This is a genomic window from Flavobacterium lindanitolerans (assembly GCF_002846575.1).
Taxonomy (GTDB): Bacteria; Bacteroidota; Bacteroidia; order Flavobacteriales; family Flavobacteriaceae; genus Flavobacterium; species Flavobacterium lindanitolerans.
Map to the genome: position 1 here is coordinate 246,905 of NZ_PJND01000008.1, position 18,625 is coordinate 265,529.

Sequence of the window (18,625 nt, forward strand, 5' to 3'; positions counted from 1 at the left end):
CAGTAATGATGTCCCAAATTAAATTGGCACTTATTCTCCTATTCCTTTTTCCGGCTTATTTTCTTTTTTCACAGGAGCAGAACAATAGTCTCCTGAATTCAGAAATCAGAAAAAAAGCCCTCGAAAACAGGGACAAGACTGATTTTTATAAAGCGCAGGCTTTCTTTTTAGAAAAAAACTGGGACTCTACACTGGTGTATTCCATGAAACAGCTGGCACATACCGGCAATCTGGAAATAGCCGATTATTGCCATTATTTCAGGGCATTCAGTTTCAAGAACAAAAGATTGCTTCAGGAAGCCAGAAAGGAATTTCTACAGATTTCTAAAAGATTCCGTTTTTATTATAAAGTCAGGCTCTATCTGGGCGAAATTGCCCTCGAAGAAAATAATTACGAACAGGCTATCCGTTATTTTAAAGAAATCGAAAATCTTCCGGAAACCGGTAATTATGATTTTAAAAGAGGTGTGGTCTATCACAATCTCGGGCTATGCTATCTGCATCTAAAAAAATATGAGCAGGCTGATGCCTATCTTTCTAAAGGCTCGGAAGTCATGCAGGCAGAAAAAGATACCCTCTCTCTGATAGGTTCCTATATGAATATTGCAAATCTTTACTACGAGCAATACAAAGACAATCTGGCTATTCCCTATTTTGAAAAGGCCTATTCCCTATCTAAAAAGATTAAAAATGTAGAATTAAAGCAGAATGCCGTACTGAATATGGCGGTTGTTGCAGAAAACAATAAAAATTTTCCTCTTGCCCTAACCTACAGAAAAGAATACGAAAGCTGGAGAGATTCTTTAAATGACCAGAATAAAGTTTGGGCAATTGCTGAACTGGAAAAGAAATTTACCGTCAGGCAAAAAGAAAAGGAAATTGGCATCCTGGAGGCTGAAAACAAGCTGAAAATAGCAGAAAGAAACGGTTTTTTCTATTCTTCTGTGCTATTGCTGGTTTTGTTTGGAACAGGTATTTATTTCTACAGGCAGAAAATAAAAAGCAACCGAATCATCCTTTCACAAAAAAACAAGCTGGATGAACTGAATGCTGCCAAAGACCAGCTTTTTTCAATCGTCAGCCATGACCTGCGCTCTTCTGTCAATGCATTAAAAACAAGTAATTCTAAGCTAGCAGAAAGCCTGGAAAGTAAAAATTTTGAAGCATTAGACAAACAGCTTCAAAGTAACAGTGCTATTGCCCACAGTTCCTATAATCTGCTTGACAATCTATTGCATTGGGCACTGCTCCAAACAAAACAGCTTTATTTCCACAAAGAATCAGTACACCTCTTTTCTGTCGTACAGCAAATGGAATTCAATTACAAGCCGCTGATGCAGGAAAAAAATATCCATTTTGAAAATTTGGTTCCCAAAGCATTATTCGCCTGTGCTGATTTAAGTTCCTTAAAAATAATACTGCGAAACCTGATGGATAATGCCATCAAATTCTCCGGAGAAAATGGCCGGATAACAATTCATGGCAGCGCTTCGGAAGATTTTTGTACCTTGACCGTTGAAGATTCCGGACAGGGAATGAGTCAGGAAACAATCCGGCAGCTTCTGGAAGAATCAGCATTGGTGTCTAAAAAAGAAAATCCTGAAAAAAACGGAACCGGATTAGGCATGCAATTATGCTTGTCAATGGCACAGAAAAATGATGGGAAGCTACTTATTGAAAGTGAAGAAAATAAAGGTACAAAGATTAGTATTCAACTGTTAAAAGCAAAGAAAAATGAGTAAGGTAAGCGTTTTAATTATTGAAGACACTCCGGCAGAAAGTGAGGCACTTGTCAAAGTACTCACGCAAAACAATTATGCTATTGCGGGCGTGGCTACAACCTTCAGTGATGCCTTGGCTTTATTTTATAAAAATACGGTCGATATTGTAATTATTGACGTTTTCCTGAACGGTTCACCGGAAGGCATTACGTTTGCAGAAACTATTAATATTACTCCTGATATTGCACGTCCGTTTGTGTTTCTTACAAGCTCCAACGACCGCCAGATTTTCGAAAGGGCCAAACTCACAAAACCTTTCAGCTTTCTGCTAAAACCATTTAACGAATTGGAAATACTGTATGCTGTGGAAATGGCCGTTGAAAAATTTTATGAGCAGTCCAATGTCTTTCTAAGCGACGACCAGGACACTGTTCTCAGCACCGACTCCCTATTCATCAAGAAAAAAAACGCTTTAAAAAAGGTGTTGATTGATGATATCGTTTACATCGAAGTCGAAGAACGCTACTGCAATATCATTACGGAACATGAAAAATTCGTAATCATGATTTCCCTGACCAAAATCAGTGAACTTTTGGAAAAGAACAAGTTTGTCAAAACCCATAGAAATTATATCGTGAATGCTAATAAGATAGAAGAAATAATATTGCATGATAATCTGGTCATCTTAAAAGGAAATCATAAAGTAACCCTAAGCGAAAAACATAAAGATTTTATCAAAAAACTGAACATCCTGCGATAAGGTATTTTCTGCTTTTATTGTCATAGCTCTTCCCTCATCCGGAAGGGCTTTTTTTATTCCTTATTATTTTCATGCGCTGTTTTTTTATGGTTCATGTCAATAATTTCCCTACTCATATCATTTGTTTACTACAGCCTTGGAATGCCCAGTAATTTTAGTTCAGAATACAAAAGAAAGCTAGCGTCGATTGTTTCTGGGCTTATTTGAAAATCCCCCTTCCTAAATAACCTGCATGTGTTTACATGCCTATATCTAAACTGAATTAGGAATTTATTTTGAATAAGCCATTTATTAAAAACAGGGAAGCAAGCCGAAAAACCCTATAAAAGAGTAGGCAAACTGATACATAAATAACATGGCAAAAATAGCAAACGTAGAAAAAGTAGAAGAAGGCGCCGTTTATAGCGGATACGACCATCTTGCTGCTATGGAGTGGTGTACGCCCTCTTTTTTAAGTTGTAGCGCGTGTGTAAGTGCGAGTGCAGTCAACGGATTAGTAACTATTACCATTAATTTAAGGACTCCTTTCGGCAATGTTGGTAAAAGTTTCAACTTCAATTCCAATGTAAGCTATACCTGGCAGCCTTTCTCAAGATTTAAAATTTCTGTAAGCATCACTAACTTTAACGAAGCTGGTGGTGTTTTTAGTTTTGACCTGGGCCTGGAACCTTGTGTTGATGTTCCTTTCATGGGATGGAAATGCTTTAATTTCAGCCACCACTTTAGTGTGCCATTGAAGCTGAATGGTATTGAAAGTGATGTGGACGACAATCAATTTGCAAGCATCCTGGCATTACATTCCGGAAATGCTTTCAACGCTTCCTGTGGTTGTGACGCTAAAGGTTCTTCTTTATTGCAAGGTGACATTTACAACAACTACCTGAACAGCCAGGCTGGTTTCCCAACGATTCCGGTAACACAGTGTTTTCCAATCCCTACTGTTCAATGCGTTCCAACTGTAACTTCATGCATAACAGGAATATCTCCTATTTGTGCTGCACAGCAGGAAGCTAAACTGGGAGCCGGATTCCCAACGATTCCGGTAACTCAGTGTTTTCCAATTCCTACCGTTCAATGCGTTCCAACTCTAACTTCATGCATAACAGGAATATCTCCTATTTGTGCTGCACAGCAGGAAGCTAAGTCTGGAGCCGGATTTCCAACGATTCCGGTAACACAGTGTTTTCCAATTCCTACTGTTCAATGCGTTCCAACTGTAACTTCATGTGTTACCGGGATATCTCCTATTTGTGCTGCACAGCAGGAAGCTAAGTCTGGAGCCGGATTCCCAACGATTCCGGTAACTCAGTGTTTTCCAATTCCTACCGTTCAGTGTGTTCCAACTGTAACTTCATGTGTTACCGGGATATCACCAATCTGTAAAGCTCAGGAAGGACTTGTTGGCACACCGGCTACCGAGAATATCCCAACTATCGTTACTCCACAGTGTTTGCCTACATTGCCGCAATCCTGTTTTGCAACTAATCCGGTTATATGCCGTCCTTTACCTACTATACCAATCATGTGTCCTCCAACACATATGAGTGTTTGTTTCACAAATCCGGTGGCATGCCATTTAACCCACCAGGGCGGTAATGATGGACTAAAAGCAGCCTCAGCGCCAACACTACCGGTAGACCAATGTATTCCAACCGTTGGTTGTATTCCAACAATATCTTGTATCCCTACAATTTCCTGTACCGGAATACCATTTATCTGTTAAGAATACTGTATTTCTTCATAAGCCGTGAGAATAAATCTTACGGCTTATTCTTATAAATCCTAAAAAAACTCCTATGCAGCTAATTCCAGAAAACGTGTACCACTACCTGCACAAAAGGCAGCTTATTGATGAGGAAGCCGTAGTAAGAGGGCATTTTATGGTACATCCGGTAAAAACCCGAAACACGATATTAAAGGTAATTGTAGAACCACATAATTCCCTTTTTGTAAAACAGACAGGAAACGATGCCGTGTCTAAAAGCCTTTTTTTACGGGAAATAAACGCTTATGATTTATTCAAAAACAGCCAGACATTTTCTGCTGTTGCCTCTGTTACCTCACGCCTGTTAGACCATGATGATGAAAATAATGTGATGGTTTTTGAACTGTTGCACAACGCAAAAAACCTGACTGAATATTATATGCTCACTAAAAATTTTGACTTACATCTTGCCCGCGAGCAAGCCTCTATATTGGCTTTATGCCATATCCGACCTAAAGTTGAAACAGATACCTCCCTATTTCCAAAATTACTGCCATGGGTGTTGCAGCTTGACCGTCATACTGCCGATGCTTTTTTTGCAAATAACGAAGCCAGTACCTCTGCCATTCAACTGATTAAGGATAATCCGCTATTGCTAAATGCTTTGTCACAATTGGGCGCTACGTGGCAGTATACCCATCTGATTCATGGCGATATCAAATGGATTAATTTTCTGGCTATTGAAAACGAAAACGGAATCAGCCAGAGACTCATTGATTGGGAGTTGGCCGATATTGGTGACCCAATGTGGGATGTAGCCGGACTCCTGCAGTCTTATGTAGCAACGTGGCTACTGGGATTTGACAACAATAACCCTTTCAGCAACAAACTGCCGGAACATATGAAATTTTATGACCTTAAAAATATGCAGCCATCTGCACAGGCCTTTATCTACCAATATATAGAAGAAAAGTCAATTCCGGAGTCAGACCACCCGGCTTTTTTTACACGGTTGATGCAATTTACTGCTGCCAGAATCCTACAGACCAGCGTTGAAGGAATCACTTTCAATACTAAAATTGAAGCCAACAATATGCGTTGCATCCAGCTTGCCTTCAACATCATGAAAAATCCTCTGGCTGCTTTAGAAGAATTATTCGACATTAAACTCTACCAATATGTTTAAAGATTCCGCCATCATAAAAGAACTAACCCGGCTCATCAATCAATTGGAGATTACATCTTCGCATATTGTGTTTAGGGGCAAACAATATGCTGTCACTCCGGATACTTTACAGGAATCGCTTACCGGAATTCTGTATTCTGAATGTTATGCCCTTAAAGAATCCTACCAATCTGATTTGCTTCATAAACCGAATTACTCCATTGAGAATGATGCTAATTTTATGAGACTGCTTTCCCAAAACAACCATAGCAAAGACCGGATTGAACAGGGCTGGCAGGTCAAAACCAATTATCCTGGCGGTTATGTAGAAGTTGTAAGGCAGGCAGAAAGCCATATTGTTCCATTAAATGCATTAAAAGAAACAGGCGGGCAAAACGTAGCCGTATTTTTCCCGAAAGAAGACCAACACCGGCAACCCACCTTTTATTATGTTTTTGGAAATCAAAATCTCGATTTTTCAAAAAATCTGGTTCGGGTGTATTGGAACATTACAAGTGAAGGCGCACCTGTGCTGATTGACAGTATTACCAAAAAGCTCAACCGCTACAATATTCCATTCCTTTTCAAATGCCTTAACCATCCACAGCTTTATTTCAGGCGCGATGCCGCTGTCTTGTATATTGAAGACACACTACAACACTTACTTGGCCAATTGCTTCCGGAACTGTATGAAGATATAAAAGAATTTCTGGAAGAAGATGTACCTCTTTTTAGCTACCGCTACCAAAAAGGTATAGGCATGGCGGAAAATCCATCTTCACAGGAAAGTTTCGGGATGAACCGCATGGCTATTGTTGCCTCTGTACTTGCAAACTCGGCACCTAAAAACCCCGATGCAGGCACATTGCTTCAGGAAATCGCGACAGCTTTTCAGCAAAAAGGAATCCATCCCGAGACTACCTTTTTAAATAAAGGAACAAAAAAAGCATTCAATTAAAAAACAATCATGGAAACTATATCTAAAAACATCTTTCTGGAAACGGCATGGGAAATTGGCTGTCAATTGATGAAAAACATCATCTGGCATGGAAATTCCTGTAATTGGCAAGGGTATTCCGTTGAATTTGTGGATGGCGTCTACCAGCCTATTATGAGAACTTTTGGAGCCGATTTGTATTCCGGAACTTCAGGAATTGCACTTTTTCTAACGGCATTATATGCTGAAAGAAAAGACCCAATCCTGCTCAAAACGATAGAAGGAAGTATTGTACAAATACAAAACACTATCGATACTGTACCAGAACTTGGTTTTTATGCCGGAAAGCCCGGCATTGCCTCTGCCCTAATTCATATTGGAAAAGAATTGGACAGGGAAGATTGGATAGCATACGGAATCAGCCTGCTTGACAGTATCGTTCCCTCATCATTACAGTCACATGAGGTCGATATTATAAGTGGCGCAGCCGGAACGATTCCCGTGCTAATTGACGCTTATAAAGTTTTTCAAAAACAGGAACTTTTAGATAAAGCCATTACGCTTGGCCATCTGTTATGTGACAGGGCGGTGAAAAATGAAACTGTATGGTCGTGGGCTACGGTTCCTTCTCCTAAAAACCTAACAGGATTTTCTCATGGTTCATCCGGGGTTGCCCTGGCCTTACTGCAATTGCATGAAATTACCGGAGAGGAAATTTTTCTAAAAGGTGCCGAAGGCGGTTTTAATTATGAAAGACAATCGTTTGATATCTCACAGCAAAACTGGCCTGATTTCAGGGACGGAGTTTCTACTACGGCTGCAAAAGTATGTGGATTAGCCTGGTGCCACGGAGCTCCAGGTATTGCTTTGTCAAGGCTAAAAGCCAATCAGGCAAAAGCCGATGCTGTTTTTGTACAGGAAATGAATGTTGCTTTAAAAACTACTGCTTCAAGCATTTATCATGCGCTTACGGATAATCTAAATACCACAAATTACTCTTTATGTCACGGAATTGCAGGCAATGCGGAAATATTGCTGGATTGCGGCGGCGTTGAATACCATCAATTAGCAGAAGCTGTGGGAACTGCCGGTATCCAAAAATACCAGAAAAACCGGATTCCATGGCCAACCGGACTTAACACCGGGCAATATACGCCAGGACTCATGATGGGAATTGCCGGAACGGGTTATTTCTATCTCCGTCTGTTTAATAAAAACAGGCACAAGACTTTTCTGGTTCCGGGTTTGCTAGATTAACAGTGACAGCTCTTTTTCCCCTAAGTTTTATGCAAAAAATGCCTCTCAAATGAGAGGCATTTTTTTATAATTTCCGGATATAACTTCCGTAAAGGTCGTTAAACTGGTAGCCTTTGACAATTCTGTCTTTGCTAAGTTTGTTGTACTCCACCAATCCCCAAAGCACAAATTCTTTCATAAAGTAAATGTCTTCGGGTGCTACATCTGGCTGATATTTGGCTATCAATGCCCTAAGTGGGATAATAGAATCAAGCTGTTGCTTGTATTCGGCATCAGTCGCATCATCCAAAAGTTCAAAGCCGCTTTCATTGAAAAACCAATCAATTGTATCTTTATAAGGGCTTTTTTCTTCCTGTTTTTCGAGCTTTTCTATTTTGGGAAAATACAGCGAAAAGAAAGTCTTGATGGCATCGCCAATCAAATGTTGGGCTACTGCTCCTGCTCCTTCCTGTTCGCCTTCATAAACCAATTCTACTTTTCCTGTAATGGCAGGAATAATTCCCATAAAATCAGAAAGCCTCAGCGTGGTTTTTTCAGCGCCTGTTTTTAAAGCCCTGCGTTCTGCTGTACTCAATAAGTTTTCAAAAGCCGTAATGCTCAATCGGGCACTTACGCCACTCTTGGCATCAACATACTCGCTTTCTCGGGCTTCAAAGCTAATCTGTTCCAGCAAATCTTTTGCCAGTGAAGGCACATGCACCAAATTGCTTTGGCGGCTGTCAAGATTGGATTCCTGTTCTGTAATTGTTCTTGCAATTTCGATACTTTCCGGATAATGCGTCAATATCTGCGAACCAATCCTGTCTTTTAGCGGCGTAACTATGCTTCCTCTGTTGGTATAATCTTCAGGGTTAGCAGTAAATATAAATTGCATATCCAAAGCCAAACGTACTTTAAATCCGCGTATCTGTATGTCTCCTTCCTGCAATATGTTGAAAAGTGCTACCTGAATTCTTGCCTGTAAATCCGGCAATTCATTGATAACAAAAATACAGCGGTTGGCTCTCGGTATCATCCCAAAATGGATAACCCGGTCATCCGCATAAGATAGTTTCAGGTTAGCCGCTTTAATCGGGTCTACATCTCCTATAAGGTCGGCTACGGTTACATCTGGTGTGGCGAGCTTTTCAAAAAAACGTTCGCTCCTGTTTATCCATTCTATGGGTGTGTTATCTCCCTGCTCTGCAATAAGGTCTTTGGCATATCTTGAAATAGGCTGTAACGGGTCGTCATTGATTTCGGAACCGGCTACAATCGGCATCCATTCATCCAATAAATTAACCATCAGTCGTGCCAGACGGGTTTTGGCCTGGCCTCGAAGTCCTAACAGATTAATATTATGGCGCGAAAGTATGGCTCTTTCCAATTCCGGTATAACGGAATCTTCATAACCATGTACACCTTGAAAAACGGTTTCTCCTTTGCTGATTTTTTCCCGAAGGTTGTTACGCAATTCGTCTTTTATGCTTTGGGATTGATATCCTGATTTTTTTAGTTCTCCCAGGGTTTTTATAGTTTCTGCTTTCATTTTTATTCTTACTCTTTTTATTAGGGATTCTTTTACTTCGTCTGTTATTTTATTCTCTTTTTCCTGTTGGTTTCATAATCTTCAAAAATCATTTCGCCCAAACCTTTCAATCCTGTATAGAATGCTTTTCCTTGATTGGCTTCTGTAAAATAATTGACAAATTGCTGCAAATACGGGTCATTGGCAATCATAAAAGTCGTGATTGGAATATGCAGTTTTCTCGCCTGCTGTGCCATGGCATAACATTTATCAACAATATAATCATCGAGCCCATAACTGTTCATATAATACGAACCATCCCGTTTGCGTATGCAGCTTGGCTTACCATCCGTTATCATAAAAATCTGCTTGTTGGTATTTCGTTTTCTACGCAACAAATCCATTGCCAGCTCTAATCCTGCCACTGTATTGGTATGGTATGGGCCTACTTTAAGATAAGGCAAATCTTTTATAGCAATTGGCCAGGCATCATTTCCAAACACCAATATATCGAGCGTGTCTTTCGGATATCGGGTAGTAATCAGTTCTGCCAGAGCCATCGCAACTTTTTTGGCCGGCGTGATACGGTCTTCTCCATACAAAATCATACTGTGGCTGATATCAATCATCAACACGGTACTCATCTGTGCCTTGAATTGGGCATCTTCCACCACCAAATCATCTTCCGTCAGTTTAAAACTTTCGATACCATTATTGACCTGGGCATTTTTCAGGCTTTCCGTCAAAGAAATTCGTTCGAGGCTGTCTCCAAAATGAAATTCCCTGAATTCTCCGGTATGCTCGTCTCCGCTTCCTGAATATTTTGTTTTGTGGTTTCCTGAACCGCTTCGTTTCAGATTTCCAAAAATCTGTTCGAGTGCCTGCTGGCGTATGGCTCGTTCTGTTTTTGACGTAATGGCGAGGCCGCCAGAACCGTCATCTTTTATTTCTTCCCGTATGTATCCTTTTTTCTTAAGGTCTTCGATAAAGTCATCAATAGTATAGCTTGAATCTGTCAGTTTATATTCCTTGTCCAGTTCACGAAGCCAATCTATCGCTTCGTCAAAATCGCCTGAAGTGTGCGTTATTAGTTCTTTGAAAATTTCGAAGAGTTTATCAAAAGGAGACAAATCTGGAGCTTCGTATTTTTTGAATAAGAAGCCTTTTCTTTTATTAGTTTCCATAGATGATAAAATTACTATTTAATCAAATGTGATGGTTTGGGCACGGTATTAATTTTTAGTTAAAATGAAAGCCTGCTCCTATCGGATTGTTGACAAGTATTGATGATAATTTTTGGTTGCATTTGAAATTGAAATAGCTTTGCAGTTTCATCCAAAGATTTATGACCGATTATATTCACGACCAGAATTACGCTAATGAAGTTTATACAGAAGATGCTTTCAACCTGAAAGAATTTGAAGTTTGCCATTTTTCAAACTGCGATTTTACACGCTGTAATTTTATCGGGGTCACTTTTACGGATTGTACTTTTACCAACTGTGATTTTAGTGGTGCCCGAATCAATCATGTCGCTTTCAGGGGAGTGAATTTTATCGATTGTCAGGTATTGGATGTCAATTTTTCGATGTGCGACAGGTTGATTTTTGAAATCCATTTCAAAGACTGTATCCTGGATTTCTGCAAATTCTATGACCTGACCATGAAAGGCACAACGTTTAGCAATTGCAGTATGATAGCGCTTGATTTTATGAATACTGATTTAACCAACGTTTTGTTTGACCATTGCAACCTGCATAAGACTGTTTTTTCCAACACAACAGCTATCAAGGCTGATTTCACAACAAGCTATAATTTTTCTATTGACCCGGAAAAGAACAAAATCAAAAAAGCCAGCTTTTCATTAGCCGGCCTTAAGGGTTTATTGCAAAAACACGAATTGATTATCAAAGAGTGATTATCCGTGTATGGTTTCTTTCTTGCCATATTTTGCGATGACGGTCGCTTCAAATTCAAGCCATTCTTTCCAACGTTTTTCTACATCAATTCCCTGTCCATACTTTCGGGCATAGGAAATAAATGTAGTATAATGTCCGGCTTCGCTTTCCATCAGGTCTCGGTAAAATTTTGAAAGTTCCTCGTCATTGATATTTTCCGAGAGCACTTTAAAACGCTCACAGCTTCTGGCTTCAATCATGGCCGAAAAAAGCATTCTTTCTACAAATCCGGACACACGGCTTCCAGTATTACTGCGTTTCATATATTGCGCCAGCTCTCCAACATATTCATCTTTACGTTCGCGTCCCAGCTTTAATCCACGCTTCTTGATGATTTCATGAACCATTTCAAAATGCTCAATTTCTTCTTTAGCCAGGGCCAGCATATCCGTTACCAAATCCGGATATTCCGAATTGATTGTAATAATTGTAATTGCATTAGAGGCTGCCTTTTGTTCGCACCAGGCATGGTCTGTCAGTATTTCTTCAATATTGGTTTCAACAATGTTCACCCATCTTGGGTCTGTTGGCAATTTTAAACGTAGCATTGACATAGCGAATAATTTAGGTTGCAAATTTAGGGATTTGTTTTTGAAGGTGCTAAGGTACTAAGGGTCTAAGTGGCTTAGAAACTATAAAAAACATCAAAAGGAACCCGATAATGAACGGATTCCTTCTGCCTACTAAACTCAATAACAAATTTAATTTTTGATTTTTTGATTTGATGATGATTGAAACTCTGCTGATTAGGCAGTTTTTTTTTAGGATTTTACAGGCTTTACTGCATCTTTAAGATTCTGATTTGCGGAATCAAAATTGTAGTATAGGGCACTGCTATTCGGTTTCAGGTATTTTGTTGGCTTAGTATATGTGTTCCCGATAACCGCTTCACCATAGAAAATAATATTATCGCTGTTAAGCTTATAAGACGGGTTATTCAAATTGGCAATGGCTCTTTCTTTGGTTAAAACCGGAATAATCTGGCCATTTCTATTAGGAACATCGGTACTTCCTGTTTTTTGTCCCCAGTTTTCTTTATAAACCTTTAAAAGACTGTCTTTACTAAACTTTATTTTTTGCAAGTCCAGTTGTTTTATCTTTTTGATTTCAATCATTTCTGCTTTTTTCAGCCTAAACTTAGCTTTCTGGTCTATCAGCCACAAATCTCTTTTTTCTTTCAGTGCATCAGCCTGTACCATTTTTTCAACCAGAAGCTTATCTTTTTCTTTCATTTTAATTACAAGAAGCTCGTCATTCTCTTTTAATTTTTTAACAAGAGCATTATCGGCTTTTATCTTATCGGTAATAACACAAATTCCTGATTTTTGTGCTTCTTCAAACGTCATTGGCCTAACAATCTGATAGGTAGTACCAACAGATTTTCTGTCTTTTTCTGCCTGAATCATTGCTTTTTCATGCTCTTCCATAGCCTTTTTGTGCTTTTTCATAGCTTTTTCGTGTTCCTTCCAGACTTTTTTATCTTCTTTTTGGACTTTTTCATGCTCCTTCATAGCTATTCCATGCTTCTTCATTGCCTTATCATGCTCCTCCATGGCAATTTCATGTTCTTTCATTGCAATTTCATGTTCCTTTTTAGCCTTTTCAAATTCAACTTGTGCCTGTGAAGCTTCAGCCTCATATTGTTTGGCTTCATCATCAGATAGTGTACCTTGTTGTTGGGCTTTTTGGGCTTCATCTTTTGCTGTTTCAGCCTTTACCTTTGCCGCTTCCGCCTCAACTTTTGCTATTTCGGCTGCTTTATGTGCCTCTTGTGCTGCAATTTCTGCCTGTCGGATTTCCTCACCTTCAGACAGCTTAGCTCTTGTAAGGCCTTTCAGATATGCAATTTCAACCTTATTTTCCTTTTCGGCTGTTTTAGCTGTCGTTGCCTTCGTATTGGAACAAGCCAAAGAAAAGGTTAGCATGATAATAATACACACTGACAGAAAAGTCTTTTCAACAGTATTCAGCGACTTATTATTATCCTGGATGATGCGTTTTGCTCTGGCTAAAAGCTGGTTCTTGTTTTTTCCAAAACCCAATGCCAATTCGTTCTGCTTCATATTGTATTCCTGAAAAGAAACCAAAGCATGAATGAACTTCGATTTGCTTTGCGTGATTGTAACGGCAATATCATCGCAGCAGTTTTCTCTTTCATCTTTGATTAATGAAGATATCCAAAGAACACCCGGATTAAAGAAAAATAAGATTTCGGCAAAGCTTTGTAACAGATTAATAAAATAATCTTTACGTCTGATATGCGCCAGTTCATGCAATAATATCGCTTCTATCTGGTCTTGCGGAAGATGGGAAAGCAATCCTACAGGAACCAATATGATAGGCTTAAAAAAACCTGTAACCGAAGGTACTTTCACTAACTGCGATTCTAAAAGCACAATCGGTTTGCTGATGCCTAATTTCTTGCTCAGGTCTGCCACTTTGCTGCTCCAAAATTCAGGTGCATTATGAACTTTATAGTTTCGTATTCTGTAAACATGGGTCAGGTTTCTGAAAATTCCGAAGCATTTTATGGCAAAAATCAGGAACCAGACTACTACAATTGTTGTTGCATATTGGTTAAGATAGCTTATGCTTTCTTCGAAATAATCGGGAGCAATTGCTGACGGGCCCGTAAATGTATTTTGCAATTCCGGATTTGTTCCGGCAATCATTATTGCATCCGGCTCTATGGCAATTTCCTGATGGTATTCGTAATTAAATGTAAAACCAACTGCTATTAAAAACATCACGAACAATCCTGACAGCACATTATAACGAATCGCTGCTTTGGATTTTCTTGTAAACACTATAACCAATCCGGCTAAAATAGCCAGAACCAATCCTTGCCACACTGAATGTATCAGTGTCCAGGAGATTGCCTTCAATATGTTTTCATTGGGCATAATCATAGTCTGAATTTTTAAGTTGTTATTTTTTCTTGTCTAACTTATCCAAAAGGCTTCGAATCTCTTCGATTTCTTCCTGGGTTGTTTTTTTATTGCCGAGCAGCTGCATTACCAGGCTACTGCTGGAACCATTATAAAGTGCATCAACAAATTTTTCCAAAAGAAATCCTTTTGTTTTCTTTTCTTCTATTGCCGGACTGTAGACGTGCTTCATTTGAGTCTTATCGCTAACAAGCATTCCTTTTTCGGTCATAATCTGCATCAATTTTAAGGTTGATGTATACTGAACGGCTCTTTTTTGCTCGTTAAGCTGGTCGTTTACAAATCGTACAGTCGAAGGACCAAACTGCCATAAGACTTGTAAAATTTCTAATTCTGATTTTGTGGGTTCTGCCTGCATATCCTGTCTATTTAATTTTTACGGCCTCAGAACGGACTGAGAGCTCTGGTTGTGTAACAATATATTTCGAAATTTTATTATTCTCTGCTACAAATTCATAGAAAACTTCGGGTTGGTAACCATCAGCCAAAAATTTATTTTCTGAAATTGGAATCAGTTCCAGCTTTTGTTCTGCATTGAGCTTTGTGTAAAGCTTTCCTTTTTCAAAAAGCAATTCCCTTTCATTTCCTTTCTCCGTTTTATAAATTCCTACTATTTCTTCCATTTTTTTCTTATCTGCCTTATAAATTGGCTCAAAGAGGATGTTCCTGATTTCGGCTTGAGGAATTTTCGTGTTTTGGTTCATTGCATTTTGAAGTATAATTATAGTGCAATTGCGGTCCAGATAGCGGGCAATATAAGTTACATAGCCTGACCAACCGCCACTATGGGATGCTATTTTCCCATACAGGCTGCTTGTCGAAACTTTCCATCCAAAACCATAATTGGTTGCTTTGCCGCTTTGGGTAGGATACGAACTAAAAATCAATTCTTTGTCCTGCTTATTGACCAACTTATCTGTATATAATGCCTGATCCCATAACAGCAGGTCGGTTGTAGTCGAATTAACCATACCATCGCCAACGATTCCGTCAAGATAAATCGTAAAATAATCCTTGCTGATTTCATCTGGTGTGGCTAGTCTTTTAAGACTGTCCGAATAAATATATCCTTTGGTGACATCTTTGACTTTTTCAGGCTTAAACCATCTTCTGTAAACTCTTGTATCGTTCATTTTTAATGGTTTGAAAATGTTTTCCGCCAAATAATCGCCATAACTTTTCCCGGATGCCTTTTCTATGATACTGGCCAATAAGGCATAACCCGTATTGCTGTATTCATGTTTTTCGCCCGGTTTAAATACAACCGGAGGCTTCTTTTTAACGAACAGGTCAATAATGGTTTGGTTTGTTGCAAAACCATCGTGATTTTCTTCCTGACTCATAAGCTCCATATAATCCGGAAGTCCTCCGGTATGCACCAGAAGGTTTTTAATCGTAATGTCATTGTACATTGACAATTCCGGTAAAAATTTGCTGATGGGGTCGTCATACGAAAGTTTCCCTTGCTTTTGCAACAGAACAATTCCCATTGCGGTAAATTGCTTGGAAACGGAAGCCAGTTCAAAAACTGACTTGCCGGTCAGTTTTTCCTTTGCCTTGATGTCGGAATAACCGAACGATTTCTGATAAATGACCTTGCCCTTTTCTGCAATCAGGACATTGCCGTTAAATGAGCCATCGTTTACAGCAGATTGGAACAGACTATCCAACTTTTCAGTTTTAGTCTGCGCTACTGCAACCTGCAAAAAAAAGATGGCAGAGATTGTGATTAGTTTTACCATTTGATTGATGATGATATTTATTAAATAAACAATTATTTATTTTGATTAAACCAAAGGTAGGAAATTTTTCGTACGAAAATATTATTAGCCTATTTTTTTTTCAAAAAAATTTTTATCAATAAAAAAGCCCATACAAAATGTATGGGCTTAGTCCTATTTTTTGACTTGTGATTAATAAACAAAAATGGGTCTTTCGCTCATCATTTCGTTTACTTCATCAGCAATCTGCTCTAAAAGTTCTTCATTGGTATGGTCCTGAATCACTCTGTCCATTAAATCAACAATGGTTTCCATATCTGCCTCTACCAAACCTCTGGTTGTGATTGCAGCAGTTCCTACGCGGATACCGGAAGTAACAAACGGAGATTTATCATCAAACGGAACCATGTTTTTGTTTACAGTGATTTCAGCTTTTACCAATGCATTTTCGGCTTCTTTACCTGAAATATTTTTATTTCTAAGGTCAATCAGCATCATGTGGTTGTCTGTACCACCGGAAATGATATTATAACCTCTTTTTACAAAAGCGGCTGCCATTGCTTTGGCATTTTTCTGCAACTGTCTTGCATAAGTAAAAAACTCATCAGACAAAGCTTCTCCAAAAGCGACAGCTTTAGCTGCAATGATGTGCTCTAACGGACCTCCTTGGTTTCCAGGAAAAACGGCAGCATCCAATAAAGACGACATCATTCTGATTTCACCTTTTGGTGTTTTGATACCGAATGGGTTTTCAAAATCTTTCCCCATCAGAATCATACCACCACGTGGTCCTCTTAATGTTTTGTGGGTAGTTGTGGTTACGATATGGCAATGTGGAATCGGGTCGTTCATCAATCCTTTGGCAATCAATCCGGCCGGATGCGAAATATCGGCCATCAAAATAGCACCAACGCTATCAGCAATTTCTCTAAAACGGGCAAAATCCATATCACGGGAATAGGCCGAAGCACCTGCGATAATCAATTTTGGTTGTTCTTTAGTAGCAACTTCCTGAATTTTATCATAGTTCAGCAATCCTGTTTCCTGGTCAACGCCATAAAATACAGGGTGGTATAATTTACCTGAAAAGTTTACCGGAGAACCGTGCGTCAGGTGGCCACCATGGGAAAGGTCAAAACCAAGAATCTTATCTCCTGGTTTTAAGCAGGCATGGTAAACTGATGCATTAGCCTGTGACCCGGAATGTGGCTGTACGTTGGCATACTCAGCACCAAACAAAGCTTTTGCCCTGTCAATCGCAATCTGTTCGATTACGTCTACTACTTCACAGCCCCCATAGTATCTTTTACCTGGATAGCCTTCAGCATATTTATTAGTTAGTATTGAACCTGCCGCTTCAAGCACTTGGTCACTCACAAAGTTCTCGGAAGCAATCAGTTCCAATCCGTGGATTTGTCTGTCTTGTTCTTCTAATATTAAGTCAAAAATTTGTTCGTCGCGTAGCATTTGATAATTTTTTGTTAATTTGAGGACAAAAATACAAAAAGCGTTTGTTAAAATGCCATATAACGATATATTTGATACTTGATTTATAAACAAATAAACTAACAATAATAATGCCTATAACAGCAAACGACCCAAATAGAAAATCATGGCTGGAAGTACCACAAGACAGCGATTTTCCTATACAGAATATACCTTTTGGAGTTTTCCTTACTAAAGATGATGTAGTCACAATCGGAACAAGGATTGGTGACTATGCCATTGACCTTGGTGCCCTACAGCAATTGAACTATTTTGAAGGAATTGACCTGACTGACGATATGTTCATGCAGGACACCCTAAACGATTTTATCTCTGACGGAAAAAAAACATGGCGATTGGTGAGAAACAGGATTGCCGATATTTTTGACGCTACCAATTCCGAACTAAGAGATAACGAAAAACACAGAGAAACGGTTATCTTTAAGATAGAAGATGTTGAAATGCAACTGCCGGTATTGATTGGCGATTATACTGATTTCTATTCCAGCAGAGAACATGCTACCAACGTTGGAAAAATGTTCCGCGACCCTGAAAATGCCCTGCTTCCTAACTGGCTTCATATTCCTGTAGGCTATCACGGAAGAAGCTCAACCATTGTCCCTTCCGGAATTCCTGTTCACAGACCAATGGGACAGACTTTGCCTAATGGTGAAACGACTCCTGTATTTGGACCGTCAAGATTGGTTGATTTTGAATTGGAAACTGCTTTCATTACGACCGATGCCAATATTATGGGAGAAAATATCCCGGTACATGAAGCGGAAGATTATATTTTCGGGATGGTTCTTTTGAACGACTGGAGCGCCAGGGATATCCAAAAGTGGGAATATGTCCCATTAGGACCATTCCTTGCAAAAAACTTCGCCTCTTCTATTTCACCTTGGATTGTAACTATGGATGCTTTGGAGCCTTTCCGTACAAAAGGTCCAAATCAAGACCCTATGCCGCTGCCTTACTTACAGGAAAAAGGCAAGAAAACTTTTGACATTAATCTGGAAGTTTCCTTACAGCCGGAAAATGCAGAACCTACAGTTATCTCAAAATCAAACTTTAAGTACATGTACTGGAGTATGAGCCAGCAATTGGCTCACCACACTTCTAACGGCTGCCGTGTCAATTCAGGCGATATGATGGGCTCCGGAACTATTTCCGGTCCTACACCTGACAGTTTCGGCTCAATGTTGGAATTGACCTGGGGCGGAAAAAATCCGCTTACTATGAGCGACGGTACAGAACGTAAGTTCATTAATGATGGCGATACGGTCATTATGAAAGGCTATTGCAAAAAAGACAATGTCAGAATTGGATTTGGTGAGGTTTCCAGCAAATTGCTACCTCCTTTTTTCAGAAAATAACAGACACTATATATTTTACAAAAGCTCCGGTATTCCGGGGCTTTTTTGTTTTGGTCCCAAAGCAGAAAACACTTTGAAAAAAGAT

The 18,625-nt window shown here is 39.3% G+C and carries 15 protein-coding genes; 8 read left to right on the plus strand and 7 right to left on the minus strand.

Going from position 1 to position 18,625, the window contains the following annotated elements; all coding sequences use genetic code 11:
* Nucleotides 1-5: 5 nt before the first annotated feature.
* The 6 genes from B0G92_RS11010 (at nt 6) to B0G92_RS11035 (ending at nt 7,545) form a co-directional block, all read left to right on the plus strand.
* The gene (locus B0G92_RS11010; protein ID WP_245867823.1) at nt 6-1,742 is read left to right on the plus strand and encodes an ATP-binding protein; all 1,737 of its coding nucleotides are present in this window, start codon (nt 6-8) and stop codon (nt 1,740-1,742) included.
* Nucleotides 1,735-2,481, plus strand: a complete 747-nt coding sequence (locus B0G92_RS11015) for a LytR/AlgR family response regulator transcription factor (protein ID WP_101472239.1) — start codon at nt 1,735-1,737, stop codon at nt 2,479-2,481. The genes B0G92_RS11010 and B0G92_RS11015 overlap by 8 nt, the downstream gene beginning before the upstream one ends.
* Before the next feature lie 355 nt (nt 2,482-2,836).
* Complete coding sequence (locus B0G92_RS11020; protein ID WP_101472240.1) at nt 2,837-4,204, plus strand: hypothetical protein; 1,368 nt, start codon at nt 2,837-2,839, stop codon at nt 4,202-4,204.
* Between the two features lie 73 nt (nt 4,205-4,277).
* Nucleotides 4,278-5,372 carry a phosphotransferase family protein gene (locus tag B0G92_RS11025; protein WP_101472241.1) on the plus strand — a complete coding sequence of 365 codons (1,095 nt, stop codon included), beginning with the start codon at nt 4,278-4,280 and terminating at the stop codon, nt 5,370-5,372.
* A complete protein-coding gene (locus tag B0G92_RS11030; protein WP_101472242.1) occupies nt 5,365-6,309 on the plus strand; it encodes a T3SS effector HopA1 family protein in 945 nt (314 codons plus the stop codon). Before B0G92_RS11025 ends, B0G92_RS11030 begins: the two co-directional genes overlap by 8 nt.
* Before the next feature lie 9 nt (nt 6,310-6,318).
* Nucleotides 6,319-7,545, plus strand: a complete 1,227-nt coding sequence (locus B0G92_RS11035) for a lanthionine synthetase LanC family protein (protein WP_101472243.1) — start codon at nt 6,319-6,321, stop codon at nt 7,543-7,545.
* 64 nt (nt 7,546-7,609) lie between these two features.
* Here the strand turns inward: B0G92_RS11035 and B0G92_RS11040 are convergent, their stop codons facing one another.
* The gene (locus B0G92_RS11040; RefSeq protein WP_101472244.1) at nt 7,610-9,073 is read right to left on the minus strand and encodes an AAA family ATPase; all 1,464 of its coding nucleotides are present in this window, start codon (nt 9,071-9,073) and stop codon (nt 7,610-7,612) included.
* Between the two features lie 44 nt (nt 9,074-9,117).
* The gene (locus B0G92_RS11045) at nt 9,118-10,236 is read right to left on the minus strand and encodes a vWA domain-containing protein (RefSeq protein ID WP_101472245.1); all 1,119 of its coding nucleotides are present in this window, start codon (nt 10,234-10,236) and stop codon (nt 9,118-9,120) included.
* A 161-nt stretch (nt 10,237-10,397) separates the two neighbouring features.
* Here B0G92_RS11045 and B0G92_RS11050 point away from each other — a divergent pair, with 161 nt between their 5' ends.
* Nucleotides 10,398-10,970, plus strand: coding sequence for a pentapeptide repeat-containing protein (locus tag B0G92_RS11050; protein ID WP_056065971.1), 573 nt, complete (start codon nt 10,398-10,400; stop codon nt 10,968-10,970).
* On the opposite strand, the gene B0G92_RS11055 is transcribed toward B0G92_RS11050, so the two are convergent.
* The 5 genes from B0G92_RS11055 to glyA form a co-directional block, all read right to left on the minus strand.
* A complete protein-coding gene (locus B0G92_RS11055; protein ID WP_056065968.1) occupies nt 10,971-11,558 on the minus strand; it encodes a MiaE family protein in 588 nt (195 codons plus the stop codon).
* Between the two features lie 213 nt (nt 11,559-11,771).
* Nucleotides 11,772-13,919 (minus strand): M56 family metallopeptidase, encoded by a 2,148-nt coding sequence (locus tag B0G92_RS11060; protein ID WP_101472246.1) that lies wholly within the window; start codon nt 13,917-13,919, stop codon nt 11,772-11,774.
* A gap of 19 nt (nt 13,920-13,938) precedes the next feature.
* Nucleotides 13,939-14,316 carry a BlaI/MecI/CopY family transcriptional regulator gene (locus B0G92_RS11065; RefSeq protein ID WP_101472247.1) on the minus strand — a complete coding sequence of 126 codons (378 nt, stop codon included), beginning with the start codon at nt 14,314-14,316 and terminating at the stop codon, nt 13,939-13,941.
* 7 nt (nt 14,317-14,323) lie between these two features.
* Entirely contained in the window at nt 14,324-15,700 is a 1,377-nt protein-coding gene (locus B0G92_RS11070) for a serine hydrolase domain-containing protein (protein ID WP_101472248.1), read from the minus strand.
* Nucleotides 15,701-15,871: 171 nt separating this feature from the next.
* Nucleotides 15,872-17,146, minus strand: a complete 1,275-nt coding sequence (gene glyA / locus B0G92_RS11075) for a serine hydroxymethyltransferase (protein ID WP_056065956.1) — start codon at nt 17,144-17,146, stop codon at nt 15,872-15,874.
* Between the two features lie 110 nt (nt 17,147-17,256).
* Between glyA and fahA the strand changes: the two genes are divergently transcribed.
* Complete coding sequence (gene fahA, locus B0G92_RS11080) at nt 17,257-18,540, plus strand: fumarylacetoacetase (protein WP_056065952.1); 1,284 nt, start codon at nt 17,257-17,259, stop codon at nt 18,538-18,540.
* Nucleotides 18,541-18,625 lie beyond the last annotated feature (85 nt).